The organism is Lutibacter oceani (assembly GCF_003384935.1).
In the GTDB taxonomy this organism is placed as follows: Bacteria; Bacteroidota; Bacteroidia; order Flavobacteriales; family Flavobacteriaceae; genus Lutibacter; species Lutibacter oceani.
On record NZ_QTTQ01000009.1, the window covers coordinates 517,909 to 544,161 of the forward strand.

At 28.8% G+C, this 26,253-nt stretch carries 23 protein-coding genes; 13 read left to right on the forward strand and 10 right to left on the reverse strand.

Features of this window, described 5'->3' with window-relative positions; all coding sequences use genetic code 11:
• Window positions 1-39: 39 nt before the first annotated feature.
• The 4 genes from rplM to tsf all read left to right on the forward strand — a co-directional run bounded on the left by rplM (window position 40) and on the right by tsf (window position 2,815).
• Window positions 40-495, forward strand: a complete 456-nt coding sequence (gene rplM / locus BX611_RS02370) for a 50S ribosomal protein L13 (protein WP_115877883.1) — start codon at window positions 40-42, stop codon at window positions 493-495.
• Window positions 495-881 carry a 30S ribosomal protein S9 gene (rpsI, locus tag BX611_RS02375; RefSeq protein WP_115877884.1) on the forward strand — a complete coding sequence of 129 codons (387 nt, stop codon included), beginning with the start codon at window positions 495-497 and terminating at the stop codon, window positions 879-881. Before rplM ends, rpsI begins: the two co-directional genes overlap by 1 nt.
• Window positions 882-1,051: 170 nt before the next feature.
• Window positions 1,052-1,798 (forward strand): 30S ribosomal protein S2, encoded by a 747-nt coding sequence (gene rpsB, locus BX611_RS02380; RefSeq protein WP_115877885.1) that lies wholly within the window; start codon window positions 1,052-1,054, stop codon window positions 1,796-1,798.
• Window positions 1,799-1,846: 48 nt separating this feature from the next.
• Window positions 1,847-2,815, forward strand: a complete 969-nt coding sequence (gene tsf / locus BX611_RS02385) for a translation elongation factor Ts (protein WP_115877886.1) — start codon at window positions 1,847-1,849, stop codon at window positions 2,813-2,815.
• A 55-nt stretch (window positions 2,816-2,870) separates the two neighbouring features.
• Here the strand turns inward: tsf and BX611_RS02390 are convergent, their stop codons facing one another.
• The 4 genes from BX611_RS02390 to BX611_RS02405 form a co-directional block, all read right to left on the reverse strand.
• Window positions 2,871-3,974 (reverse strand): acyltransferase family protein, encoded by a 1,104-nt coding sequence (locus BX611_RS02390; protein WP_205417112.1) that lies wholly within the window; start codon window positions 3,972-3,974, stop codon window positions 2,871-2,873.
• 24 nt (window positions 3,975-3,998) lie between these two features.
• Complete coding sequence (locus tag BX611_RS02395) at window positions 3,999-5,327, reverse strand: sugar MFS transporter (RefSeq protein WP_115877888.1); 1,329 nt, start codon at window positions 5,325-5,327, stop codon at window positions 3,999-4,001.
• A gap of 176 nt (window positions 5,328-5,503) precedes the next feature.
• Window positions 5,504-6,226: a LytR/AlgR family response regulator transcription factor gene (locus BX611_RS02400; RefSeq protein ID WP_115878925.1), complete on the reverse strand. Its 723-nt coding sequence runs from the start codon at window positions 6,224-6,226 to the stop codon at window positions 5,504-5,506.
• Window positions 6,226-7,275: a sensor histidine kinase gene (locus BX611_RS02405; RefSeq protein ID WP_240324947.1), complete on the reverse strand. Its 1,050-nt coding sequence runs from the start codon at window positions 7,273-7,275 to the stop codon at window positions 6,226-6,228. The genes BX611_RS02400 and BX611_RS02405 overlap by 1 nt, the downstream gene beginning before the upstream one ends.
• A 348-nt stretch (window positions 7,276-7,623) precedes the next feature.
• Between BX611_RS02405 and nagB the strand changes: the two genes are divergently transcribed.
• The 9 genes from nagB (at window position 7,624) to BX611_RS02450 (ending at window position 21,788) form a co-directional block, all read left to right on the forward strand.
• Window positions 7,624-9,552, forward strand: coding sequence for a glucosamine-6-phosphate deaminase (gene nagB / locus BX611_RS02410; protein WP_240324946.1), 1,929 nt, complete (start codon window positions 7,624-7,626; stop codon window positions 9,550-9,552).
• A gap of 10 nt (window positions 9,553-9,562) precedes the next feature.
• Window positions 9,563-11,641 carry a beta-N-acetylhexosaminidase gene (locus BX611_RS02415; protein WP_115877890.1) on the forward strand — a complete coding sequence of 693 codons (2,079 nt, stop codon included), beginning with the start codon at window positions 9,563-9,565 and terminating at the stop codon, window positions 11,639-11,641.
• Between the two features lie 56 nt (window positions 11,642-11,697).
• The gene (gene pyrH, locus BX611_RS02420) at window positions 11,698-12,411 is read left to right on the forward strand and encodes a UMP kinase (RefSeq protein WP_115877891.1); all 714 of its coding nucleotides are present in this window, start codon (window positions 11,698-11,700) and stop codon (window positions 12,409-12,411) included.
• Window positions 12,412-12,429: 18 nt separating this feature from the next.
• Entirely contained in the window at window positions 12,430-12,984 is a 555-nt protein-coding gene (frr, locus tag BX611_RS02425; RefSeq protein ID WP_115877892.1) for a ribosome recycling factor, read from the forward strand.
• 101 nt (window positions 12,985-13,085) lie between these two features.
• Entirely contained in the window at window positions 13,086-15,599 is a 2,514-nt protein-coding gene (locus BX611_RS02430) for a DUF5686 and carboxypeptidase-like regulatory domain-containing protein (protein WP_115877893.1), read from the forward strand.
• Between the two features lie 54 nt (window positions 15,600-15,653).
• A complete protein-coding gene (locus BX611_RS02435; protein ID WP_115877894.1) occupies window positions 15,654-18,029 on the forward strand; it encodes an efflux RND transporter permease subunit in 2,376 nt (791 codons plus the stop codon).
• Between the two features lie 170 nt (window positions 18,030-18,199).
• Entirely contained in the window at window positions 18,200-19,633 is a 1,434-nt protein-coding gene (gene asnS / locus BX611_RS02440; RefSeq protein ID WP_115877895.1) for an asparagine--tRNA ligase, read from the forward strand.
• A gap of 74 nt (window positions 19,634-19,707) precedes the next feature.
• Window positions 19,708-21,162: an RNA polymerase factor sigma-54 gene (gene rpoN / locus BX611_RS02445; protein WP_115877896.1), complete on the forward strand. Its 1,455-nt coding sequence runs from the start codon at window positions 19,708-19,710 to the stop codon at window positions 21,160-21,162.
• 17 nt (window positions 21,163-21,179) lie between these two features.
• A complete protein-coding gene (locus BX611_RS02450; protein WP_115877897.1) occupies window positions 21,180-21,788 on the forward strand; it encodes a phosphatase PAP2 family protein in 609 nt (202 codons plus the stop codon).
• Here BX611_RS02450 and BX611_RS02455 read toward each other — a convergent pair.
• From BX611_RS02455 to BX611_RS02480, 6 genes are all read right to left on the reverse strand, one after another.
• Window positions 21,776-22,456: a porin family protein gene (locus tag BX611_RS02455; protein WP_115877898.1), complete on the reverse strand. Its 681-nt coding sequence runs from the start codon at window positions 22,454-22,456 to the stop codon at window positions 21,776-21,778. The two genes, BX611_RS02450 and BX611_RS02455, sit on opposite strands and share 13 nt — an antisense overlap.
• 79 nt (window positions 22,457-22,535) lie before the next feature.
• Window positions 22,536-23,012 carry an ExbD/TolR family protein gene (locus BX611_RS02460; RefSeq protein WP_115877899.1) on the reverse strand — a complete coding sequence of 159 codons (477 nt, stop codon included), beginning with the start codon at window positions 23,010-23,012 and terminating at the stop codon, window positions 22,536-22,538.
• 9 nt (window positions 23,013-23,021) lie between these two features.
• Window positions 23,022-23,645, reverse strand: a complete 624-nt coding sequence (locus tag BX611_RS02465; protein WP_115877900.1) for an ExbD/TolR family protein — start codon at window positions 23,643-23,645, stop codon at window positions 23,022-23,024.
• A gap of 7 nt (window positions 23,646-23,652) precedes the next feature.
• Window positions 23,653-24,114, reverse strand: a complete 462-nt coding sequence (locus BX611_RS02470; RefSeq protein WP_115877901.1) for a hypothetical protein — start codon at window positions 24,112-24,114, stop codon at window positions 23,653-23,655.
• Between the two features lie 8 nt (window positions 24,115-24,122).
• Window positions 24,123-24,869: a MotA/TolQ/ExbB proton channel family protein gene (locus BX611_RS02475; protein WP_115877902.1), complete on the reverse strand. Its 747-nt coding sequence runs from the start codon at window positions 24,867-24,869 to the stop codon at window positions 24,123-24,125.
• A gap of 287 nt (window positions 24,870-25,156) precedes the next feature.
• Window positions 25,157-26,194 carry an asparaginase gene (locus BX611_RS02480; RefSeq protein WP_115877903.1) on the reverse strand — a complete coding sequence of 346 codons (1,038 nt, stop codon included), beginning with the start codon at window positions 26,192-26,194 and terminating at the stop codon, window positions 25,157-25,159.
• Window positions 26,195-26,253: the final 59 nt, after the last annotated feature.

The window sequence follows — 26,253 nt, forward strand, 5'->3', positions numbered from 1 at the left end:
ACATAAAATAAATGTTTAACTATAACAAAGAATTTAATTGTGAATAAATTAAGTTACAAAACAGTATCAGCTAACAAAAATACCGTTACTAAAGAGTGGGTATTAGTTGATGCAGACGGTCAAACGTTGGGTCGTCTAGCTTCTAAAATAGCCATGCTAATTAGAGGTAAATACAAACCAAACTATACTCCTCACGTAGATTGTGGAGACAACGTAGTGGTTATCAACGCAGAGAAAATTAATTTAACTGGTAAAAAGTGGACTGACAAATCTTACATTCGTCACACAGGCTATCCAGGAGGACAAAGATCATTAACTGCAGCAGAAATGTTTGAAAAAGACCCAATACGTCTTGTAGAAAAAGCAGTAAAAGGTATGTTACCTAAAAACAAATTAGGTAGTGCATTGTACAGAAACTTATATGTTTATGCTGGAACTGAGCATAATCAAACTGCACAAACACCTAAAACTATTAACCTTAACGATCTTAAATAATGGATACAATTCACAAAATAGGTAGAAGAAAAACAGCAGTTGCTCGTGTTTACGTTTCTGACGGAAAAGGGAATATTACTGTAAATAAAAAAGATTATAAAGCGTACTTTACTACTCCAACATTACAGTACAAAGTATTGCAAGCATTAAATTTAACGGATAATGCAACTGCATTTGATATTAATGTTAATGTTTTTGGTGGTGGTATTACAGGACAAGCTGAAGCCATTCGTTTAGCAATTTCAAGAGCTATGGTTGAATTAAACGAAGAAAACAGAGCTATCTTAAAACCTGAAGGGTTACTTACAAGAGATTCAAGAATGGTTGAACGTAAGAAATTCGGTCAAAAGAAAGCAAGAAAAAAATTCCAATTCTCAAAACGTTAATCGTTTTATACAAGTATTGGTACACCATTTTTTATGGTGTTTCATTGAAATTAAAAACAAAGTTGTCGTTGATCAGTCAATGACTGTAATAAGTTTAGCATCCAAATAGGGAAGATCGAATATTCGCTACTTCCCTATTGCTAACTCAACGGAACGTAAACTAAATACAAATGACAAATATTGAAGTAAAAGAATTATTAGATGCTGGTGTACATTTTGGTCACCTAACTAGAAAATGGGATCCTAACATGGCTCCTTACATTTATGGAGAACGTAATGGTGTTCATATAATTGACCTTTACAAAACTGCTGCAAAAATAGAAGAAGCTTCAGAAGCTTTAAAGAAAATTGCATCTTCAGGCAGAAAAATCCTTTTTGTAGCTACAAAAAAACAAGCAAAAGAAATTATTGCTGATAAATCTAAAAGCATTAACATGCCTTACATCACAGAAAGATGGCCAGGTGGTATGTTAACAAACTTTATCACTATCAGAAAAGCTGTTAAAAAAATGTCATCTATTGACAGAATGAAACAAGACGGTTCTTTTGATGCACTTTCAAAAAGAGAAAAATTACAAATTAACCGTCAACGTGAAAAACTGGAAAAAAACTTAGGTTCTATTACAGACATGACACGTTTACCAGGAGCAATTTTTGTTGTTGATGTTAAAAAAGAGCACATTGCTGTTGCTGAAGCAAAAAAATTAAACATTCCTATTTTCGCTATGATTGATACAAACTCTGATCCAAGAGGTATTGATTATGTTGTACCTGCAAATGATGATGCTTCAAAATCTATTAATAAAGTTTTAGGATATATTACTGATTCTATTGCTGAAGGTTTAGCAGAAAGAAAAGCTGGTAAAGAAAAAGTTGCTGAAGCAAAAACTGAAGCTAAAGCAGAAGTAAAAAAATAATTAATGTAAAATAGTTGAAAATTAATTTCAACAAAAAACAGTAAAAAAATGGCAAAAATTACAGCCGCAGAAGTAAATAATTTAAGAAAATCTACCGGAGCTGGTATGATGGACTGTAAAAATGCACTTGTTGAAGCAGAAGGAGATTTTGACAAAGCAGTAGATATTTTACGTAAAAAAGGACAAAAAGTTGCTGCAAAAAGAGCAGACAGAGATTCTTCAGAAGGTGCTGTTATAGCATATGTAAATGATACTAATACACAAGGTGCTATTATATCTCTTAACTGTGAAACTGATTTTGTTGCTAAAAACGACGCTTTTGTTGCTTTAGCTACTGAATTTGCAAAAACAGCAGTAAATTACAATTCAAAAGAAGAGTTTTTAAATGCTGATTTTGGAGGAATGACAGTTGCTGAAAAATTAATTGAGCAAACTGGAGTTATTGGAGAAAAATTAGAGATTGGTGCTTTTGAAAAAGTTACTGGTGAGTATGTAGGTTTTTACATCCACGCTGGAAATAAAATTGCAGCTATAACTGCTTTATCTGCAAATGTTGCTGGTTCAGATGTTGTTGCTAAAGATATTTCTATGCAAGCTGCTGCAATGGGAGCTTCAATATTATCATATAAAGATTTTGATCCTGCTTTTGTTGCTTCTGAAACAGAAGCTAGAATTGCAGTTATTGAAAAAGATAATATTGAATTAGGAAGATTAGGTAAAACTCTTAAAAACATTCCTACTTTTATTTCAAGATCTCAATTAACGGATGCAATTATTGCGGAAACTGAAGAGAAATTAAAAGCTGAATTAAAAGCTGAAGGTAAACCAGAAGCTATTTGGGATAGAATTTTACCAGGTAAATTAGAAAGATTTATTTCTGATAACACAACTCTTGATCAAGAACAATGTCTTTTAGATCAAAACTTTATTAAAGATGATAAAATTACTGTAGCTGAATACGTAAAAAGTATTGGAGATGTTACTGTAACAGATTTTAAAAGAGTTTCAATAGCATAATTACACTCGTAATTTATATAAAAAAACCTCGCTAAATGCGAGGTTTTTTTTGTTTTTATATCTTGATAAAAATCTTTCGTTTATATAAAATATAGGTTATAAACCAAAAGAATATAATATGTGTTATTGCAAATAATAAAGATCCATTCATATTACCCGCAATTGGAACAAAAACTTGTTTGTATAAATAGCTATACCCACTTAAAACTTCACCCGAAGCAATTGGTATATGCACAAAATATATGATTGAAGACACATAAATTCCAGAAAAAACATAAATTGCCAATGGGTTTGTACCGAAATGAATAAATGGCTTTGCCCATTTTTTAAACCCTTTTACATCAATTATCCAAAGTAAAGTGGCCAAAAATACCATTGCTAAACCTCCTGCGTATAAAACATAAGAACTTGTCCATAATGCTTTGTTTATAGGGAATGTAAAATTCCAAATCCAACCAATAAATGTGGCAAGGGCTCCAAAAATTAATAATTTTTTTACACCTTCAATAGTAGTAGAAGAACGATCTATAAATCTACCCGTAAAATTCCCCATTAATAGCGTACCTACAGCAGGAAGAGCTGAAAGTAATCCCTCAGGATCGAAAGGCATTCCAAATCCTTTATATAGATGGTTTTCTCCAAAAAGGAATATATCAACTTTTCTTACAATATTAGTTGCTAAATCATATGGACCTTCGGAAACACCGAAAAACAATAAACCCCAATAACCAATTAAAATTAATCCAAAAATAATTGATAATTGTTTATAATTAAATTGCATACAAATAAGAGCTCCTATTAAATATGCTATAGCAATGCGCTGTAATACACCTAAATATCTTAAGTTTTCAAAATCAAAATTTGGGAATCCATTTAAAAACACCCCAATTAAAAACATTATTAAAAACCTTTTTATCACCTTATACAAACCTTTGTTTGTAATTCCTCTATCAAATTTTTTAAATGAAAACCACATTGAAACTCCAACAATAAATAAGAAAAATGGGAAAACCAGATCAGTTGGTGTACAGCCATTCCAATCTGAATGCAGTAAAGGAGGATATACGTAACTCCAGCTTCCCGGTGTATTAACCATTATCATTAATGCTATTGTTAAACCTCTCATAACATCGAGAGCCATAAGTCTTTTTGTTGCCATTATAATATTATTTAAACGTGAAATTTATTTTTTCAAACCTAATTTATGTCCTGATAAAGCAAAATATAATATTATAGCATAACAAGGAATTAAAATCCAATAACTACTATTTGCTGCTGTTGCCATTGCTTCAGCTTCATGAATACCATTTGCAATTAACTCATGTTTATTAGCATCAACTAACCTTCCATATAGTGGTGGAATAATTGCTCCACCAGAAATAGCCATAATTAATAACGCCGATGCGGTTTTGGTAAATTTACCCAAACCTTCAAGTGTTAAAGGCCAAACAGCAGGCCAAACCAACGCATTTGCAATTCCCAATGCAGCAACAAATAAAACAGAAGTAAATCCTGTTGTAGATAAAATACAAATACTAAAAATAATTCCTAATGCAGCACTTATTTTAAGGGCGGTACCTTGTTTTAAATATTTGGGGATAAGAAACACCCCTAAAGCATAGGTTGCAACCATAGCCATTAAAGTAAATGTTGTGAAAAATTTTGCGTCATCAGCTGAAAAACCTAACGATATACCATAGGCAATAATAGTATCTCCAGCTATAACTTCAGCTCCAACATATACAAATAATGTTAGCACACCTAACCATAAATGTGGAAATTGAAAAATACTTGTTTTTGAAGTTTTACCTTCAATATTTTCTTCAATTGGTTCAGCCTCTACATGAGGCAATGGAGCCTTTCTAATTAATATCGCTAAAACAACAAGAATAATGGCCATTACAATATAAGGAATAACAACACTATCAGCCATGGCATCAAGCATTTGGGCTTTCTCATCAACAGAAACTGTATTTATTTTTTCTTTTATTTCATCAATACCCGACAATAAAATAGCTCCAAAAATCAGGGATCCTAAAGCTCCTGCAACTTTATTTGCAATACCCATTATGGCTATACGCTTAGCTGCACTTTCCATAGGTCCTAAAATTGTAATATATGGATTTGAAGCTGTTTGCAATAAAGTCATTCCCATACCTTGGATAAAAATACCTGATAAGAACACCCAATAAGTTCTAGCTTCTGCTGCTGGAATAAAAACCAAAGCACCAATAGCCATAACAAACAAACCTAATGACATTCCTTTTCTATAACCTATTTTACCTAAAATATAAGATGCGGGCAACGCCATTACAACAAACGAAATATAAGATGCTGATGCTACCAAATATGATTGAGCAGAAGTAAGCTCATTTATTGTTTTCATAAATGGAATTAATGCTCCATTAATCCAAGTAACAAATCCGAATATAAAAAATAAACCTGCTATAATTAATATTGGAATAAATGTACTCTTTCCACTAGTTGTATTTGATTGTACTGTGTTTGACATTGTAATAAATTTTGGTATTATCTGATTAGTATATTGATAAAATTTTAATTCTTCTAAAATAGAACATTAAAAATAGTTTAAGAATTTATTTCTCTAAATAACATGTTATAATAGCTGAAATGACACTTTTTAAGTATGAACATTATTTTAAATTAAAATACTACTAATAAAAAGCATTAATCAATGAAATTTGTGTTATTTAAAATTTTTTGTTTTGCATATTGAAGATAGTTTCTTCCTATTGGAATTCTTTTATTACCAATTTCAACAGAATTACCCTCAATAGAAGTTATTTTATTTATTGAAATTGTAAATGATCTATGAATTCGTAAAAAATTTTCACTTGGTAATTCTTCAGAAATGCTTGTCATAGATTTATGTACTAAATAATTGTCAATTGTAGTAATTACTTGTATATAATCTTTTAAACTCTCTATATAAAGAATATCATTCAAATTAATTTTCATTAGTTTTTTATCAACTTTTAAAAATATGTATGGCACTTCATTTAATAAATTTTCATTTAATTTATCCTTTTCAAGCAGTATTCTATTTGATATTTTATTAATTGCTTTTAAAAACCTACCAAACGGAATAGGTTTTACCAAATAATCTAAAACATCAAGGTCAAAACTTTCAACAGCATACTCACGGTAAGCTGTAGTAATAACAATATGAGGTTTGTTTGTAAGTGTTCTTAAAAATTCAAGACCACTCATTTTTGGCATATTAATATCTAAAAAAATTACATCAATTTCGTTATTTTCAATAGTTGGTAAAGCTGCAATTGGAGTACTAAACGTGGCAACCAAATCCATATTTTGAAATTCATTTAAATGATTTTGTATTACTTTAATCGCTAAAGGTTCATCATCAATAATAATACATTTTACTTTCATTAAATTGGTAATTTTAATTGAACACAATATTTATTTTTTTTAATACTTGTTTTTAATTCAAAACTTGTATCATATAACAATTCTAACCTTCTTTTAACATTCTGAATTCCAATACCATGATTAGTTATCTCTTTGTTTTCAATATTTTGAAAGCTATTTTCAACTTTAAATATAAGATTTTTATCAGCTACATTTTCAAAACTTATTACTACCTTAATTTTATTATCACCTTTTTTACCATGTTTAAAACAATTTTCAATAAATGGTAAAAAAAGCAAAGGCGGTACTTTTATTTTATCAATATCCCCAATAATACTGGTTGTTGAAATAATTTTATCACCAAATCTTAATTTTTCTAAATCCAAATAGTTTTGAATATAATTAATTTCATCATACAATTTAATAAAAGGTTCTTTTACATCGTACAAAACATATTGCATAATATCAGACAGTTTTAATACAACTTCTGGAGCAGCATCAGATTTCTCTAATGTTAAAGCATATAAATTGTTTAGTGTATTAAAAAAGAAGTGTGGTTGAATTTGAGATTTTAAAAAATTCAGCTCAGTTCTTAATTGCACTTTTTTTAATTTTTCAAATCGTGTTTTTTCATATACCCAGTCAACAGTTAATTTAATGGCTGAAGCTAAAGCAACCACATATAATTCACCTAAAGTTACCGCTATAATATGATTGAATGTAAAAGCTTTTTGAATTCCTTCTGCCTCTGGCCAAATATTTTTAGTAACTAATAAATAGTTTAATCCTGTTCTAACCACATATAAAATAATTAAAGATAGTAGTAAGAATAATATATATCTTTTATATTTTTTAGTTAAAATAAATTTAGGTATCAGAAAGTAAATATTTACATATACAATAATAATATGTAAAGGAAATTCAACCAGATTAGATTTTAGAGAATACCAATAATCATTAAAATAGCTGCCCCAACGAATAACATTAAATGCAAAATAACCTGACCAAAAAATAATATGATATTTTTTAGGAATTGTACTTCCGGTATTTATTAGCCATTTTAAACTCAAAAAAATATTTTAACGTAAATTAGTATTAATTTTTGTGAAAAATTATAGGTTTTTTTTTTGATAGCAAAATTTTTTGATCTTAAAAAACAAATCATTTAAAAGCTGTATTATAAATATTTATAAAAATGCTTTCTGTAGTATTTTTTTAGTTGTTTACAGAAATAATTTTAAATATAAAGCTCTTTAAGATGTAATTAATAAATAATAATTGTTTTTTTTTGAATAAAGAATCTTAACAGGAGTTTATAAATATTTGATTGTTTTTTATAGTTAATACATTGCTTTTGGTCGAAAAAATAATTTAAAAAAGTAAAAATCAAATACATTTACATTATTACTTTTTCATGTATGAATATAACAACTATGACAACTACAAATATTAAATATCAGCCAGCAGGACAATTTGAAGACACACGCTTTGAAAAAATACATAATATTGTTTTTTCAAATTCTAATATTGGATCTGTTTGTGTGGCAAAAGAAATTGCTAACTTAATAATTGAAAAGCAAAACAATAACCAGTTGTGTATTCTTGGCCTTGCAACAGGCTCCTCTCCCATTAAAATTTATGAAGAATTGGTGCGGATGCATAAAGAAGAAGGGTTAAGCTTTGAAAACGTGGTTACTTTTAATTTAGATGAATACTATCCAATGGATAAAAAGAGTGTGCATAGTTATTACTATTTTATGCACCAACACTTATTTAATCATATTGATATAAATCCTAATAATATTAACATCCCTTGCGGAACTATACCTTTAGATGAATTACACCAATATTGTATTGATTATGATTTAAAAATAAAAGAATATGGTGGTTTAGATTTTCAATTGTTAGGAATTGGTAGAACAGGTCATATTGGTTTTAATGAACCTGGATCTCATTATAATTCAGGAACCAGAAGCATAACATTAGACCATGTTACAAGAGAAGATGCTGCTCCCTCATTTTTAGGAATAGACAATGTTCCTAAAAAAGCCATTACAATGGGGATTGGTACCGTAAAAAAAGCCAAAAGAATTTTACTATTAGCTTGGGGACACAATAAAGCATCAATAGTTAAAGAAACAATTGAAGGAGAAATTACTTCTGAAGTACCTGCAACTTACTTACAGGAACATCCTAATACCACATTTATTTTAAATGATGAAGCCTCACAAGAACTAACTCGTGTAAAAACTCCTTGGCTGGTAGGACCATGTATTTGGACAGAAGAATTAGCAAGTAAGGCAATTGTATGGTTATGCCAATTAACTAAAAAATCAATTTTAAAATTGACAGATAAAGATTATAATGATCACGGCATGTCAAGTTTATTAGTTCAGGAAGGTTCCGCATACGATATTAATATTCAAATGTTTAACAAGTTTCAACATACTATAACAGGTTGGCCAGGTGGTAAACCAAATGCAGATGATTCTTCTAGACCAGAAAGGGCAAATCCTGTAAAAAAACGAGTTATTATTTTTAGTCCACACCCAGACGATGATGTTATTTCTATGGGAGGTACTTTTGACCGTTTAGTTGAACAAGGCCACGAAGTACATGTAGCTTATCAAACTTCAGGAAATATTGCAGTTTCAGATCACGAAGCATTAAAATATGCTGAAGTTATTAAGGATATTAATTCTAACAATTCAAATATTGATTCAATTATTGAAAAAATTAACTCCAAAAAAGGAGATCTTGAAGATGATTTGGAAGTTAGGAAACTGAAAGGTTTAATAAGAAAAAGAGAGTCTTTAGCTGCAACTCGTTTTATAGGTATCCCTGATAAAAATGTGCATTTTTTAAACCTTCCTTTTTATGAAACAGGAACCGTAAAGAAAAAACCTTTAAGCGATATAGATATTAACATTGTTTCAAATTTAATTCATACAATTAAACCTCATCAAATTTATGCCGCTGGAGATTTAGCAGATCCACACGGAACGCATAAAGTTTGTTTAGATGCTATTTTTGAAGCATTAGAAAACTTAAAAAATAATGATTATATGGATGATTGTTGGGTATGGCTTTATAGAGGAGCTTGGCACGAATGGGATATTCATCAAATAGATATGGCTGTTCCAATGAGTCCAGATCAAGTTTTAAGAAAGCGTAAAGCCATTTTTTACCATCAATCTCAAAAAGATGGAGTAATGTTTCAAGGAAATGATGCAAGAGAATTTTGGGTTAGAGCTGAAGAGCGAAACAACGAAACTGCAACAAAATATAATAATTTAGGCTTAGCTGATTATGCCGCATTAGAGGCTTTTAAAAGATACTATTTCTAAAAATCACACAATGAAAAACATCGTTTTTTTACTTATTGGATTATTTTCGATTTCATCTATTAGTCAATCGAAAAATTTAAACTTAATGCCTTGGCCAAAGGAAATAACAATGCAGCCTGGGAATTTTTTAATAAACCCCGAATTTACTATAGGTGTTAATAAAAAACCTTCTAAAAGAATTGAAATTGCTACAACAAAATTTTTAAGAAGATTAAGTGGAAGAACTGGTATTTTTATTGAAAATGGATTTTTATCAAAAAGTTACAATGCAACAAATAATTCCTTGAATATTTCATTTGAGAACATTGGTAAATTAGAAATTAATGAAGATGAATCGTATGAATTAAACATTGCTAATAATAACATTACTATTAAAGCCAACACCGATATTGGCGTAATTTATGGTTTAGAAACATTATTACAATTAGTAACAAATAATGATGAATCTTATTATTTTCCAAATGTTAACATAAAAGATGCGCCACGTTTTACCTGGAGAGGTTTAATGATTGACGTTGCCAGACATTTTGAACCTGTTGATGTTTTAAAAAGAAATTTAGATGCTATGACCAGTGTTAAAATGAATGTTTTTCATTGGCATTTAACAGATGATCAAGGCTTTAGAATCGAATCAAAAACACGACCAAAATTACACGAATTAGGTTCTGACGGTTTGTACTATACACAAGAACAAATAAAAGATATTGTTCAGTATGCAGGAGATAGAGGAATACGTGTTGTGCCAGAAGTTGATGTTCCCGGACATGGAACAGCAATTTTAACAGCATTTCCTGAAATTGGAAGTAAAGACATTAGCTATTCTATAGAACGTAACTCGGGAATTTTTGATCCAACATTAGACCCTACAAATGAAAAAACATATGAAATTTTAGAAGATTTATTTGGTGAGATTGCGCAATTATTCCCTTTTAAATATTTCCACATTGGTGGTGATGAAAACGAAGGAAAGCATTGGGATGAAAATGAGCATATTCAAAATTTTATGAAAGCTAATAATTTAAAAACTAACCATGATTTACAAACCTATTTCAATATTCGTTTAGATAAAATATTATCCAAACATGGAAAATCTGTAATGGGATGGGAAGAAATTATGACCGATAAAATGCCAACTTCTGCTTTAATACATTCCTGGAGAGGTGTAAACGAAGGAACTTCAGGAGGCAGTTCTTTAGTTAAAGCTGCCAAAAAAGGACATCAAACAGTGCTATCAAATGGTTATTATATTGATTTAATGCAATCCGTAAGTGATCATTATTTGGTTGATCCAATGCCAAAATCATTCAATTTAACTACAGAAGAAAAAGCACGAATTTTAGGTGGTGAAGCAACAATGTGGAGCGAACTAGTTACACCTTTAAATATTGATTCCAGAATATGGCCAAGAACAGCTGCTATTGCAGAACGGTTTTGGTCTGATGCATCAATTAATGATGTTTCAAATATGTATAAACGTTTACGGCAAATTAGCTTTAGATTGGAAGAGTTAGGTATCACCCATATTAGAAATAGAGATGTAATTTTAAGAAACATTACAAACAATCAAAATATTGATGCCTTAATAATGTTAACCAAAGTATATGAACCACTTAAAATATACACACGTAATAAAGGTGGTACGGAATACAAAACATTTTCTCCTTTTACACTTTTTGCTGATGCATGTTCAGCAGATGCTTCAAACGCACTATTATTTAATAGTTTAGTTTCAGATTATATTTCAACATCCAGCAATACTTCAAAAAAGAAAATTATTGACATTTTAACAAATTGGGAAAACAACTACAAGCAATTTTCACAAATAAAAAATAATAGTCCAATTTTAAAAAGTATTGAACCATTATCTAAAAACTTATCGGAAATATCAAAATCATTGATTTCAATTTTAAAAACAGAAACTATAAAAATCAATGATTATGAAACTATTAAATCTCAATATTTAAACATAAAAAAACCGATAGTTGATGTTGAATTTGCAAGTTTAAATTCCCTTAAATTATTAATTGAACACTTTTCAACTAAAAATAAGTTAAAATTAGATTTAAATAATCCTAAAATTCAACATTAACAATCCATTTATACTTCTAAAGTATTTCTTATATTTGCATAACTTTCAAATAAATTATGGCTTATAAAAGAATTCTTTTAAAACTAAGTGGTGAGGCTTTAATGGGTGATCGCCAACATGGTATAGACCCAAAAAGGTTATCAGAATACGCTGAAGAAATAAAAAACATTGTAGATAAAGGTATTGAGGTTGCTATTGTTATTGGCGGTGGAAATATTTTTAGAGGTGTTTCAGGAGCAAGTAATGGTATAGATAGGGTTCAGGGTGATTATATGGGGATGCTTGCAACCGCAATAAATGGATTGGCTTTGCAAAGTGCTATTGAAGCTGCCGGAGTTAAAACCAGGTTGCTTACAGCTATAAAAATGGAACAAGTTGCCGAGCCTTTTATAAAAAGAAGAGCTGTACGCCATTTAGAAAAGGGACGTGTGGTAATTTTTGGTTGCGGAACTGGTAATCCTTACTTTACTACAGATACAGCTGCAGTTTTAAGAGCCATTGAAATTGGAGCGGAAGTAATTTTAAAAGGAACTCGTGTTGATGGAATCTATAACGTTGATCCTGAAAAAAATGAAAATGCCATTAAATTTGATTCTATTACATATAAAGATGCAATGAATAAAGGATTAAAAGTTATGGATATGACTGCTTTTGCTCTTAGTCAGGAAAATAATTTGCCTATTATTGTTTTTGATATGAATACAAAAGGAAATCTTGAAAAAGTAATTTCTGGTGAAAACATTGGTACAAAAGTTGATAAAAAGTTATAAAATTAAAATTTTTCAATTATGAATGAAGAATTACGCTTTATTATAGATAGCACAAAAGAATTAATGCAAAATGCTATATCACATTTAGAAAAAGAATTCAGAAATATTAGAGCAGGAAAAGCTACACCCACTATGTTAGGAAGTGTTACAGTAGATTATTATGGCTCTCAAGTACCATTATCTCAAGTTGCAAACGTTGGAACAATGGATGCACATACAATAACAGTTCAGCCTTGGGAAAAAAATATGCTTCAAGAAATTGAAAAAGCAATTATGATTGCCAATTTAGGGTTTAACCCAATGAATAATGGTGAAGTAATTATTATTAACGTACCAGTTTTAACTGAAGAAAGACGTAAAGAACTTTCTAAACAAGCAAAAGCCGAAGCTGAAGTTGCGAAAGTAAGTATTAGAAATGACCGTAGAGAAGCTATGCATGAAATAAAAAAAACGGATGCATCTGAAGATATGAAAGCAAATGCAGAAGTTGATATACAATCACTTACCGATAAATTTATTTCACAAGTTGATGAACATTATAAAATAAAAGATCAGGAAATTATGAAGGTTTAATTATAAACTATCATAGTTAAACTTATCATAAAAGCTAAAAGCACTCATTCGAGTGCTTTTTTATTCTTATATATTTGTTACTTGTTCAAAAAAACAACTTTATGAAAAAGTTCCTTTTTTTAATATATCTGATTCCTTTAATTACATTTTCCCAAAAACAAATTCAAGGTATTGTTGTAGATAGTAAAACAAAAAATGCATTGCCATTTGCTTCAATTATTACAAATACTGGTTTTGGCACATTAACTGATGTCGATGGAAAATTTTCAATACAAACAAAAAACGCATTCAATCAAATTAAAATCTCTTATATAGGTTACAAATCTGTAACTGTTCCAATTAATTTAAAGGATAAATTTATAAGTGTAAAATTAACTACTTCAGTAGAAAGTTTAAATGAGGTTTTAATAACTGCTAAAGAAAATCCTGCGCTGCAAATAATTAGAAATACCATTAAAAACAAAGTAAGAAACGATATAGAAAAATCACTTAATTCATTTAAATTCAACACTTACAATAAAATACTGGTTACAGCAAACCCTGATTCTATTAATGGAAAAATTGATTCAATATTTATCATAAAAAAAGATGGACAAAAAGAATTTTCAAAACTTGATTCTTCTAATTTTAAATTTAAAAAAGATATTGTAAAACAACATATTTATATCTCTGAAAAAGTTTCTGAATATAAATTTCAAAAAGGGAAAAAGAAAAAAGAAGTCGTTTTAGCATCCAGAATGGCAGGTTTAAAACAACCAATTTATGAGCTTTTAGCACTTACTTTTCAAGATCTTTCTTTTTATAATGAATTTTACACTTTAGCTGGCACAAAATACACAAACCCAATTGCTAATAATGCTTTAAAACAATACAATTACAAAATTTTAGATACTATTAACAATGGAATTGGAGAATCTATAATCATTTATTTTAAACCAAAAGAGAAAAAAGAAATTCTTGGTATTGAAGGTGTTTTATATATAGATACCAAGCAATTTGCTATAACCAAAGCTATTGCAGAATTAAAAGGTATTGTAAATGTAAAAGCTACTCAAAATTATACTTTTAAAAAAGATTACAAAATTTGGTTTCCTAGTGATATGAATATTGTTTTAAGAAAAGGCGATAATGACGAAAATATTGCACTTTTTGGCGGTACAGTTAAATTTTCACAAAGCCAAAAAAACGATTCAATTATTAATACTAAAGGGAAAAATGAGAGCGATGTTACATATTTTATTTCCAAATCTGTAAATTCTAATATAAGTATAAACAAACCTGTTATTGTAAAAAGTGCGGCTTCAACCATACAATTTAATGATGACGCACATAAAAAATCGGAAGAATTTTGGAATTCTTTCAGAACCGATTCAATTACCAAAAGAGGTGAAACAACTTATGTTTTTCTTGACAGTGTTGCTGAAAAGGAAGGCGTTGAAAAAAAAATAAATTTAGCCCGCAATATTTTAAAAGGCTATTACCCAACAAAATATATAAATTTAGATTTAGGAAAAATATTAAACTTAAATAATTATGAAGGTTTAAGGTTAGGTTTTGGAGGTGAAACAAACTCTAATTTTTCAAATACTTTTAAAATTGAATCGTATGTGGCATATGGTACAAAAGACAAAGATTTTAAATATAGTTTTGGAGTATCAACAAGATTAAATAAAGATACTAATACTTGGTTTGGAGTTAATTTTACAAACGAATTAAAAGAAGCAGCCTCGTTAGATTTTATAAAAGAGAACAACTCATTTTCACCTATAAATCCAAGAAATTTAAATATTGATAAATTTTACAATTACAAAACTGTAAATGCCTTTCTTATTCATGATATTCAGCCAAACTTAGAAACTAAATTTCAGTTGAGTTCAGGTGATTATCTACCGGTTTTTAATTACCATTATATTTCTTCAAATAAAAATCTTATAAACTATAAGTTAACAACAGCAACTTTGGGTTTACAATATAATCCTAAAAATGAATATATGAATTCTCCAGTTGGAAAACTTAAAATTAAAAATGAATTTCCACAATTTACATTTCAATTAACAAAAAGTTTTGAAGATGTATTTAATGGAGATTTTGATTTTACACAATTAAATTTAAGAGTATTACATAAAATTAATCGTATTAGAAAGGCAAAAACTACCATAATGGCCGAAGGAGGAATTGTATTTGGAGAAGCTCCTATTTCACATTTATACAATTCAACACCAAATTATACTTTTAAAAGTCCCTGGGTAAAACGCATAACTTTTGCAGGAAAAAACAGTTTTGAAACTATGGGTTATAATGAATTTATTTCAGATAAATTTGCTGCAATACACGTAAAACATGAATTAACACCTTTTAAAATTAGTTCAAAATTCAAACCTCAATTATCCTTAATAACAAGAGCTGCAATTGGAGACATTGAAAATCCACAATACCACACTGGTTTATTATTTAAAAGTTTAAATAAAGGTTATTTAGAAAGTGGATTAGAGTTAAATAGTTTATTTAAAGGATTTGGCGTTAGCTCTTTTTATAGATACGGAGATTATAAAAACAACGAATGGAGCGATAATTTGGCTGTAAAACTAACCTATAAATTAAGACTTGGTTTTTAAAAACCGAGTCGTTAAAAGCTCAACAATTTTATTACCTTTGCAAAAATTTTTTTAATGGATTTTTGGACTCAGGTTTCTAGATTAATTTTAAAAGGAAGGTACATAATATTAATATTAATTGCCGCTTTTACCTACTTTTTAGCTTCTCAAATGCAATATATGCGCTTCTCCTATACCGAAGCGAATTTACTGCCAGAAAATCATAAAACAAATATTGAATACAATCAGTTTTTAGAGCTTTTTGGAGAAGAAGGGAATCTTATTATTTTAGCCACTGAAGATTCTTCAATATTTACACCAGAAAAATTTAATGCCTGGAATGATTTATCTAAAAAGTTAGATAGTTTTAATGAAGTAGATTTTACAGTTGCAATTGGAGATATTCAAAAATTAAAGAAAAATAAAACCGAACAAAAATTTGATGTAGAACCACTTTATGACAAGGCTCCTACAACAACAGAAGAAGTTTTAAAAATAAAGAACGAGCTTTTTGAAAACCTTCCATTTTTTGATAATTTTTTATACAACAAAAAGTCCGAAACTATAAGAACCATAGTTTATTTAAAAAAAGATATTGTTAATACTGCTGCTAGAAAAGATTTTATTTTTGATGCACTAAACCCAACTATTGAAAAATTTGAAAAAGATTACAATATAGATATTCGAGTTTCTGGAATGCCGTACATACGTACCATGAATGCTCAAAACATTATTGATGAAATTGGACTTTTTGTTTTTTTGGCATTAGCTGTAACGGCTTTAATATTCTTTTTCTTTTTTAGATCTTTTAGAGCAACATTTATAACTTTAGTTGTAGTAAGTATTGGGGTTGTATGGGCTTTTGGTTTTATAGGTTTATTTAGATATGAAATAACAGTTTTAATGGCATTAATACCACCTTTAATTATTGTAATTGGTGTTCCTAATGCTATATTTTTAATAAATAAATACCAGCAAGAAGTTAAAAAACACGGTAATCAGGCAAAATCATTACAAAGAGTAATTTCTAAAATTGGGAATGCTACTTTAATGACCAATGTTACAACTGCATCGGGTTTTGCAACTTTTATTTTTACTAAAAGTCAGTTATTAAGAGAATTCGGTACAATTGCTTCTATTAACATTCTGGCAATTTTTGTGTTGGCGCTATTAATTATACCAATAATGTATAGCTTTTTACCATTGCCAAAAGAAAAACATTTAAAACATTTAGAACGCAAATGGATTGATGCCATTGTTACTTGGATGGAATCCATAGTAAGAAACCATAGATTTGCTGTATATGCTTCAACTATTGTATTAATTATTGTAAGCATGATTGGTGTTTACATGATTAAAATATCTGGAAGTTTAATTGAAGATATGCCTAAAGGCAAACAGTTTTTTAAAGATATTGTCTTTTTTGAAGAAGAATTTGGAGGCATTATGCCTCTTGAAATTGTTATTGATACAAAAGTTGAAAAAGGTGTAATGAAACTTTCCACATTACAACGTATGAATAAACTTGATGAAACTATTGATGAAATTCCTCAACTTTCAAAATCGTTATCTGTTCTAAATATTGTAAAATACTCTAAACAAGCTTTTTATAGCGGAATACCAAAATACTATCAATTACCCAATAATCAAGAAAAAAACTGGATTTTATCCTATACTAAAAACTCAACTTCAAATTCAGATTTACTAAACAATTTTGTCGATTCTACAGGGAGGTATGCAAGAATAACAACCTTTATGAAAGATATTGGTACTGATAAAATGAAACTAATTGAAGATAGGATACAACAAAAAATTGATAAAGAATTCCCAAAAGAAGATTATAATGTATCAATGACAGGTGGTGCGTTAGTATTCTTAAAAGGAACAACTTTTTTAATAAACAATTTAGTAATTTCACTTTCATTGGCAATCCTATTAATTGCCATTTTTATGGCATTTATGTTTCGTTCTTTCAGAATGATTATAATTTCATTAATACCTAATATATTTCCGTTGTTAATTACGGCTGGTTTAATGGGGTATTTAGGAGTTCCAATAAAACCGTCAACAATTTTAGTTTTTAGTATTGCTTTTGGTATTTCTGTTGATGATACCATTCACTTTTTGGCAAAATACAGACAAGAATTAATAGCTAATAATTGGAGAATTAAACAATCTGTTTATGCCGCCTTACGCGAAACAGGTGTTAGTATGTTTTATACTTCAATTGTTTTATTTTTTGGTTTTTTAGTATTTACGGTATCTAGTTTTGGAGGCACAATTGCGCTTGGAGGTTTGGTTTCAATTACATTGCTATTTGCCATGGTTTCTAACCTGCTTTTACTACCTTCACTATTGTTGTCGTTAGAGAAGAAAATTGCAAATAAAAAAACATTAAAAGAACCTACTTTAGACATTCTTGCCCCAGAAGATAATAATGGAGACAAGTAAATTTATTAAATATTCAGCTATTAAAAACTAGGTTTTACAAAAGATAATTTATAGATTTTTAAAATTAAATTTTTCGTTTTTTAACAATTGTAAACTTAGATACTTTTCCACAATAAGACTTTCCAACTTTCATTAGTTCATGTATCTTTGTAACTCTTAAAATTTTAAACATGATTAGAAATAATGTAGCCGAACTTTTAAGTTCAAATAAATTTTTACAGGAAATAAATTTAAAAGGTTGGGTTAGAACATTTAGAGCAAATAGATTTATTGCATTAAATGATGGTTCAACTATTAATAATATACAATGTGTTGTTGATTTTGAAAATACCGATGAAAGTATTTTAAAACGAATAACAACAGGAGCAGCAGTTTCTATAAAAGGAACTTTAATAGAAAGCCAAGGAAAAGGACAATCTGTAGAAATTCAAGTTAATGAAATTGAAATTTTGGGCGATTCTAATCCAGATGAATATCCAATTCAACCAAAAAAACACAGTTTCGAATTCTTAAGAGAAAATGCACACTTAAGAATTAGAACAACCACTTTTAGTTCTGTAATGCGTTTAAGATCTGCATTATCTTTTGCCGTACATAAGTATTTTAACGAAAATGGATTTTACAATTTTCACGCACCAATTATTACAGGTTCCGATGCAGAAGGAGCTGGTGAAATGTTTACGGTTAGTACCTTAAATAAAGAAAATTTACCAAAAACAGAAGATGGTAAAATTGATTATTCTAAAGATTTTTTTGGAAAAGAAACAAACTTAACAGTTTCAGGTCAGTTAGAAGCTGAAACGTACGCAATGGCACTGGGTAAAGTATATACTTTTGGACCAACTTTTAGAGCTGAAAACTCAAATACAACACGTCATTTAGCTGAATTTTGGATGATTGAACCTGAAGTTGCATTTAATAATTTGGATGACAACATGGATTTAGCAGAAGATTTTATAAAATATGTTATTTCATATGTTTTAAAAAATTATACAGATGATTTAGCTTTTTTAGATAATCGTTTAACTCAAGAAGATAAATCTAAACCAATGAATGAGCGTAGTGAAATGTCTCTTTTAGAAAAGTTACATTTTGTTGTTGAAAATAACTTTAAACGCGTTAGTTATACTGAAGCAATAGATATTTTAAGAAATTGCAAACCAAATAAAAAGAAAAAATTTCAATATATTATTAATGAATGGGGTTCAGATTTACAAAGTGAACATGAACGCTATTTAGTTGAAAAACACTTTAAATGTCCTGTTATTTTATTTGATTATCCCGCAAATATAAAAGCCTTTTATATGCGCTTAAATGAAGATGGAAAAACTGTTAGAGCAATGGATGTCCTTTTTCCTGGTATTGGTGAAATTGTTGGAGGTAGTCAACGTGAAGAACGTTTAGATGTACTTAAACAAAAAATTGCTGAACTTAATATAGACGAAAAAGAATTATGGTGGTACTTAGATACCAGAAAATTTGGAACAGCAGTACACAGCGGATTTGGATTAGGATTTGAACGTTTAGTTCAATTTATAACAGGAATGGGTAATATTAGAGATGTAATACCGTATCCAAGAACTCCACAAAATGCAGAATTTTAAATATTTGAATTAATAAACATATAATGTATTGTTATATGTTTTTTTGTATTTTTATAAAAAAGCAACTATAATTTATGCTTAAACAGAGCTTACAATATAAATTATTACAAAAATTATCACCTCAACAAATTCAATTAATGAAATTGATTCAATTGCCTACACAAGCATTTGAACAAAAATTAAAGCAAGAATTAGAGGAAAATCCAGCGTTGGAAAGTGGTAAAGAAAATTCAGATGAATTTGATAATACCCAAAATGATGAATATGATGAAGGTGGTAATGACAGTATTAGTGCTGAAGATATAAATATTGACGAATATTTAAGCGATGATGAAGTGCCAAACTATAAAACACAAGCAAATAATTATTCATTAGATGATGATGAAAAAAATATTCCTTATGCATCCGGAACTTCATTTACCCAGCATTTAAAAACTCAAATGAACACCTATCGATTAACTGAAGAAGAAGAAATTATTACAGATTTCTTAATTGGAAGTATTGATGATAGTGGTTATTTAAGAAGAGATTTAGTTGATGTTTTAGATGATTTAGCTTTTACTCAAAATATTTTCACTTCTATAGAAGAACTTGAAAAATTGCTTCATTTAGTGCAGCAGTTAGATCCTGCCGGTGTTGGCGCACGTGATTTAAAAGAATGTTTATTAATTCAATTAAAAAGAAAAAGCGAAAAGCCAAGCAACATATTGGCAATAAAAATACTTGAAAATTCTTTCGAACATTTTGCAAAAAAACATTATAAAAAACTGTTGCAAAAATTTCACATTTCTGAAGAAGAATTGAAAGAAGCTATTTCTCAAATTGAAAAATTAAATCCAAAACCAGGCGGATCATTTGTTGGAAATAATAAAATAGCAGAACAAATAGTGCCTGATTTTTCAATACGAATTGTGGAAGGAGAATTAGAGCTAACTTTAAATTCAAGAAACGCACCAGAACTCCATGTTTCAAAAGAATATAACGATTTATTACATGGGTATAAAGATTCTAAAGAAAAATCAAAATCACAAAAAGAAGCTGTTCAATTTATTAAACAAAAATTAGATTCTGCTAAATGGTTTATTGATGCTATAAAACAGCGTCAACAGACCTTACTTTTAAATATGAATGCAATAATGCAACACCAAAAAGAATATTTTTTAACCGGTGATGAGCGCAAGTTAAAACCTATGATTTTAAAAGATATTGCAGATGCAATAAATATGGATGTATCTACAGTATCTCGAGTTGCAAACAGCAAATATGTTAGCACACCATATGGGACAAAATTAATTAAAGAATTTTTCTCTGAATCTATGAAAAATGATCAAGGAGAAGATGTTTCAACAAGAGAAATAAAAAATATATTGGCAAGTGTAATTAATGAAGAAAATAAAAAGAAACCTTTAACTGATGACAAATTATCAGCTATCTTAAAAGAAAAAGGGTATCCTATAGCAAGACGAACCGTAGCAAAATATAGAGAACAATTAGATATTCCAGTTGCTAGACTTAGAAAAGAGATTTAGAATTACATTTAAAAGCTATGAAATTTTCAAGATTTGTTTCAATTTTTTTTCATCCAATTAATTTTCCAATATTAGGAACTTTAATCTATTTTTTATTGCTGCCAAGGTATATTTTTAAACCTCAGGAATATATGATTGTTTCAGTAATATTAATTGGAACCTACGTGTTTCCTATTGTTTTTCTTTTTCTTTTAAAACGTTTTAGGATGATAAACAGTTATCATATGGTAACTATAGAGGAACGAAAATTCCCTACTTTATTATTTATATCAATAACTTATATTTTAGCAAATTGGCTTTTTAAAACTTCGTTAGTTGATATATTATCGCTACTCTTTTTTGGGTATGGATTTGGCTTTATATTTTCCTATATTTTCCTATATATTAAAATAAAAATAAGTCTGCATACAGCAGCAATAGGAGGTTTAATCGGATTTTTAATATATTACAGCTATTATTATCAGATAAATTTAATTCCAGCTTTAGTTGTGCTTTTTATTTTAAGTGGATTTATTGCCTCGTCAAGATTAAGATTAAAGGCGCATACACCAAAAGAAGTATTTTTAGGTTTTTTTATAGGATTGGTTACACAATTTTTAGCGTTTGCAATTTATTACATTATATAAAATTTTAACCCTACTTTAAAATCATTTAGTTTAAGTGCTTCTGAATTATTTAAACTACTGTTCTTAAAAAGGGGACTTAATCCATAATAAATATATAAATTCCAAGTACTATAGCCCGCAGAAAATATTATACCGTATTGCAATTTATTTAACTGTTTAATGTTTTTAGTAATTAGTGTTGATTCAAAATCAGTAAATTTCGATTTTGAAGTAAAAATGTAAGAAGTCTTAATTCCTGTATATATTCGCCAAAATTTATATTTTTCTAGTGTAGAATTCCTCCAACGAATTTCAAAAGGAAGCTCTATAGTATGTAATCTAAGCCAATTTGTTTTATAATCTTCGGCTAAACTAAATATTGTTACATTATTTTCATTTGTGATTTTAATATTTTGAATATATGCATTATATCCATATCCCAATCCTATTCCAATACCAAAATTATCATTTAAATTAAAAGGAATATCTTTAATAAAACCAGCAGAAATACCACCTGAAAATCCATTTTGAGAAACAGCTTTTGGACTATTCATTAAACCATTATATGTTAAGGATAAGTAAATTTGATCTTCCAAATACGAAGGTGTATCTACTGAATCAATCTTAGTTTGTGCTTGAAGTAGGGAAACACAACATAATAAAAACAATATTATGATTTTTTTTAGCATATTAACAAATATAGTTTATAAAAAAGAAAAAGGCAATCAATTACGATTGCCTTTTTAATATATAAAAACGTTTGTTTTTTTATTTTTTATAATTACTTTTTAAATCAGCACCTTTTGTAGTTGAAAAACTAACTTTAAGAGCATTAATATCTCTAAGTTGCTCTTTAATATCTAAGATTGTACCTACATTAGCCTCTTTATCGGCTTTTATAGAAGTTGTCATAAACTTAACCTCTTCTTCTTTTCTTAAGGCTCTTTCTGAAAAGATAAAACTAGGAACATCACTAACATCAATAATTTTGTCATTTACCTGAATTTTATCACCTCCAATTCTTGCATCTTTAGATTTACCTACATAAATAGTACTCACCAAACTTTTCATTTCAAGCTTTTTCACTTCGGTTGCTTGTGGAAGAACTGGCTTTTTAATTAACAAATCAGTTTCCCTCATTGTTGTTGATACCATAAAAAAGAATAACAACATAAATACAATATCAGGTAATGATGCTGTAGAAATTGCAGGTAACCCTTTTTTCTTCTTTTTAAACTTACTCATATTCTGATATTATTTAATTGGTTCTGGTTCCGAGATTATTTGAGGATAACTATATTTTAAAAAGTCAATTTTTTCTTTTAAACTTTCTGTTGCATTATCCTTATAATCGCTTAATAAATCATTATAAGACCTTTTATATTTTTCTAAAGCTAATCTGTTTCTCAACTCATTATACGCAGCTTCAATTTCATTTTGAATTGAAACGTACATTCCATAAGTTGTTCCCCTATCGCTTTGTAAAGATATAACAGCTTTTGTTGGATGGTCTGAAGACGCAGGATCCTTAGCTCCTTTACAATAATCACAAGGTTTTCCCGGTGTCCCATCTGGTTTTGCAGCAGATTCACCACCTCCATTATCTATAAAGTCCATCGCAATTCTCTTAATATCTGTAACCTGTACAAAGTCGGTTCCTTCAATAAGTATTTGATTATTCCTGTTAACAGTAATATCTAATACATTCTTTTGTTTAACCACAACATCTTCTTGTGGAGTATCCGATTTTTCTGGTAATTTTCTAGCAATACCAGAATCAACATCCATAGTAGTTGTTACTAAGAAAAATATTAAAAGCAAGAACGCAATGTCTGCCATTGAACCAGCATTTATTTCTGAATTTTCTCTTCTTGCCATAGTGCTATTATTTTGCCAGTGATTTTACAAAATCAAATAAAAAGAATCCTAAACCAACAACACCCAAAATGGCACTGAAATTTATTCCTGTACTTACCCATTTTGAAACACTACCTGCTTCACCATCTTCTAAAACTCTACCAACAGTATCTGTAACAGCTGCATCAGAAGATACAGAATATGCTACAACTAAAAGTACTACCAAAGCACCAACACCAATAAGCGTTCTTTTTAATACCTGTGGATGTTTTACTAAATTTATTATTGAAAACACTACAGCAATAATACCAGTAGCAATTAAAACAATTTTGGCAAATGTTATAAATGGAGAAACAACACTCGCTTGTACAGCTTCATCTGTTTCTATCGTATCATCACCTATCATAACAATTCTAATGAAAAAATAGAAAGCTATTAATCCAATAAGACCTGCTACTAAGGTTAATATTTTTGAAAATTTATTATCCATAATTTTTCTTATTTTTTGTGTCTAACCAAAAGGTCAACAAGTGAAATTGATGCGTCTTCCATATTATTTACAATACTATCTACTTTAGAAATAATATAATTATAAAAAATTTGAAGAATAATTGCAACAATTAAACCAAATACTGTTGTTAATAAGGCTACTTTAATACCACCAGCAACAACTGTTGGAGAAATATCACCTGCAGCTTGAATAGAGTCAAATGCACTAATCATACCAATTACAGTTCCCATGAAACCTAGCATTGGCGCTAAAGCAATAAATAAAGACAACCATGAAATATTTTTTTCTAATAATCCCATTTGAACTCCACCATAACCTACAACTGCTTTTTCAGCTGCATCTACGCCTTCATCCATTCTATCTAAACCTTGATAAAATATAGAAGCAACAGGTCCTTTTGTATTTCTACAAACCTCTTTAGCAGCTTCTACACCACCAGATGCTAATGCATCATCTACTTTATTAACTAATTTCTTAGTATTAGTAGTAGCCATGTTTAAATAAATAATTCTTTCAATAGCAATTGCCAACCCTAAAATTAAGGCTACTAATACAATTCCCATAAAGAATGGTCCACCTTCTATAAAACGTTGTTTTAATTCTTGGTGAAATGTTTTTGCTTCTGTGTCGTCTGCAACTTGTTCTGTGTTTGCTGCATCTTGTGCAATAGCTTTAGGTGCTGCTCCAAATAACAATAACCCTGTAATTGCAAGGATAGTAAATACTCTTTTCATCGTGTAATAGTTAATTTATTAATTTTACGGTTTAAATATATAATTCTTTTAACAAATAGTTATCTAAAAGAGTAAGATTAAAATCCTGTTGCTATAAAAACTCTTTTGTTACTAAACTTTTGCGAATGGCAAGTAACAAAAAAATGTTGAATTTTGAAAATTTTACAAGCACTTTAAATTATTTTTTTACAATAACTAAGTATTTTTTAATATCTATAAAATTCAATCAATTATACATTCATTTATTACGTTTTAATTCAAATTTTTATTATTTGTTTAATAAAAATTTAATGATTCAAACTCATTTCACCGCGCAAAGCGGTTTCAAATACAGATTTAAATTTACTTTTTGGAATTTTTTCACCTAATAAATACATAAGTTTAGCTAATGCGGATTCTGTTGTTATATCATTTCCACTTATAATTCCAATTTTCTTTAAACATTCACTTGTTTCGTATTGCCCCAAAATAACACTTCCACCTATACATTGCGTAACATTTACTATGTATAAACCATTTTCAATAGCTTTTGTTAAAAGCTGAATAAACCATTTTTCGGTTGGCGCATTCCCTGAACCATAAGTCTCAATAATTATACTTTTTAAGCCTTTTATGGAAAAAATATTTTCAACCACAGTTTTTGTTATACCTGGAAAAATTTTTAAAATAACAATATTGTTATTCAATTCTTTTCTAACTTTTAATTTTTCATTTGATTTGGGTTGAATTAAAAGTTGTTTAGAAAATTTTAAATGGACTCCACTCTCTCCTAACGGAGGAAAATTTGGAGATGTAAAAGCTTCAAAATGTTCTGCATTTATTTTTGTTGTTCTATTTGCTCTATATAATTTATATTCAAAATACAAACAAACCTCTGACACAATTGGCTTCCCATTTTCTTTTAATGAAGCAATTTCAATTGCTGTTATTAAATTTTCTTTTGCATCTGTTCTCAAATGCCCTATTGGTAATTGAGAACCTGTGAAAATTATCGGTTTTGAAAGGTTTTCAAACATAAAACTAATTGCAGAGGATGTGTAAGACATGGTGTCTGATCCATGCAACACTACAAATCCATCAAATTTATTGTAATTTACTTCAATAATCTCAGCTAACTTCACCCAATTTTCTGGGTTCATATTTGAGGAATCTATTGGTTTTTTAAACGAAACACTTTCAATAGAACAATTTAACTGATTTATTTCAGGAATATGTTTTAAAAGTTCGTTAAAATTAAATGTACGTAATGCACCTGTTTTATAATCTTTAACCATACCAATTGTACCACCAGTATATATTAATAAAATATGTGGAATATTTGCCATTTTGTCTGAAACTATATTTTGGAATAATTTATGCTGTAAATTTATTAAATTAAAATTCA

Bases quoted from the DNA above. Each gene is read 5' to 3' on its own strand.
- pyrH (WP_115877891.1), top strand. From the start codon at position 11,698: ATGGCTTATAAAAGAATTCTTTTAAAACTAAGTGGTGAGGCTTTAATG.
- BX611_RS02455 (WP_115877898.1), bottom strand. From the start codon at position 22,456: ATGCTAAAAAAAATCATAATATTGTTTTTATTATGTTGTGTTTCCCTA.
- rpsI (WP_115877884.1), top strand. From the start codon at position 495: ATGGATACAATTCACAAAATAGGTAGAAGAAAAACAGCAGTTGCTCGT.
- rpsB (WP_115877885.1), top strand. From the start codon at position 1,052: ATGACAAATATTGAAGTAAAAGAATTATTAGATGCTGGTGTACATTTT.
- asnS (WP_115877895.1), top strand. From the start codon at position 18,200: ATGATTAGAAATAATGTAGCCGAACTTTTAAGTTCAAATAAATTTTTA.
- BX611_RS02415 (WP_115877890.1), top strand. From the start codon at position 9,563: ATGAAAAACATCGTTTTTTTACTTATTGGATTATTTTCGATTTCATCT.
- nagB (WP_240324946.1), top strand. From the start codon at position 7,624: ATGAATATAACAACTATGACAACTACAAATATTAAATATCAGCCAGCA.
- frr (WP_115877892.1), top strand. From the start codon at position 12,430: ATGAATGAAGAATTACGCTTTATTATAGATAGCACAAAAGAATTAATG.
- BX611_RS02460 (WP_115877899.1), bottom strand. From the start codon at position 23,012: ATGAGTAAGTTTAAAAAGAAGAAAAAAGGGTTACCTGCAATTTCTACA.
- BX611_RS02430 (WP_115877893.1), top strand. From the start codon at position 13,086: ATGAAAAAGTTCCTTTTTTTAATATATCTGATTCCTTTAATTACATTT.
- BX611_RS02480 (WP_115877903.1), bottom strand. From the start codon at position 26,194: ATGGCAAATATTCCACATATTTTATTAATATATACTGGTGGTACAATT.
- BX611_RS02395 (WP_115877888.1), bottom strand. From the start codon at position 5,327: ATGTCAAACACAGTACAATCAAATACAACTAGTGGAAAGAGTACATTT.
- BX611_RS02475 (WP_115877902.1), bottom strand. From the start codon at position 24,869: ATGAAAAGAGTATTTACTATCCTTGCAATTACAGGGTTATTGTTATTT.
- BX611_RS02470 (WP_115877901.1), bottom strand. From the start codon at position 24,114: ATGGATAATAAATTTTCAAAAATATTAACCTTAGTAGCAGGTCTTATT.
- BX611_RS02465 (WP_115877900.1), bottom strand. From the start codon at position 23,645: ATGGCAAGAAGAGAAAATTCAGAAATAAATGCTGGTTCAATGGCAGAC.
- tsf (WP_115877886.1), top strand. From the start codon at position 1,847: ATGGCAAAAATTACAGCCGCAGAAGTAAATAATTTAAGAAAATCTACC.
- BX611_RS02450 (WP_115877897.1), top strand. From the start codon at position 21,180: ATGAAATTTTCAAGATTTGTTTCAATTTTTTTTCATCCAATTAATTTT.
- rpoN (WP_115877896.1), top strand. From the start codon at position 19,708: ATGCTTAAACAGAGCTTACAATATAAATTATTACAAAAATTATCACCT.
- BX611_RS02435 (WP_115877894.1), top strand. From the start codon at position 15,654: ATGGATTTTTGGACTCAGGTTTCTAGATTAATTTTAAAAGGAAGGTAC.
- BX611_RS02390 (WP_205417112.1), bottom strand. From the start codon at position 3,974: ATGGCAACAAAAAGACTTATGGCTCTCGATGTTATGAGAGGTTTAACA.
- BX611_RS02400 (WP_115878925.1), bottom strand. From the start codon at position 6,226: ATGAAAGTAAAATGTATTATTATTGATGATGAACCTTTAGCGATTAAA.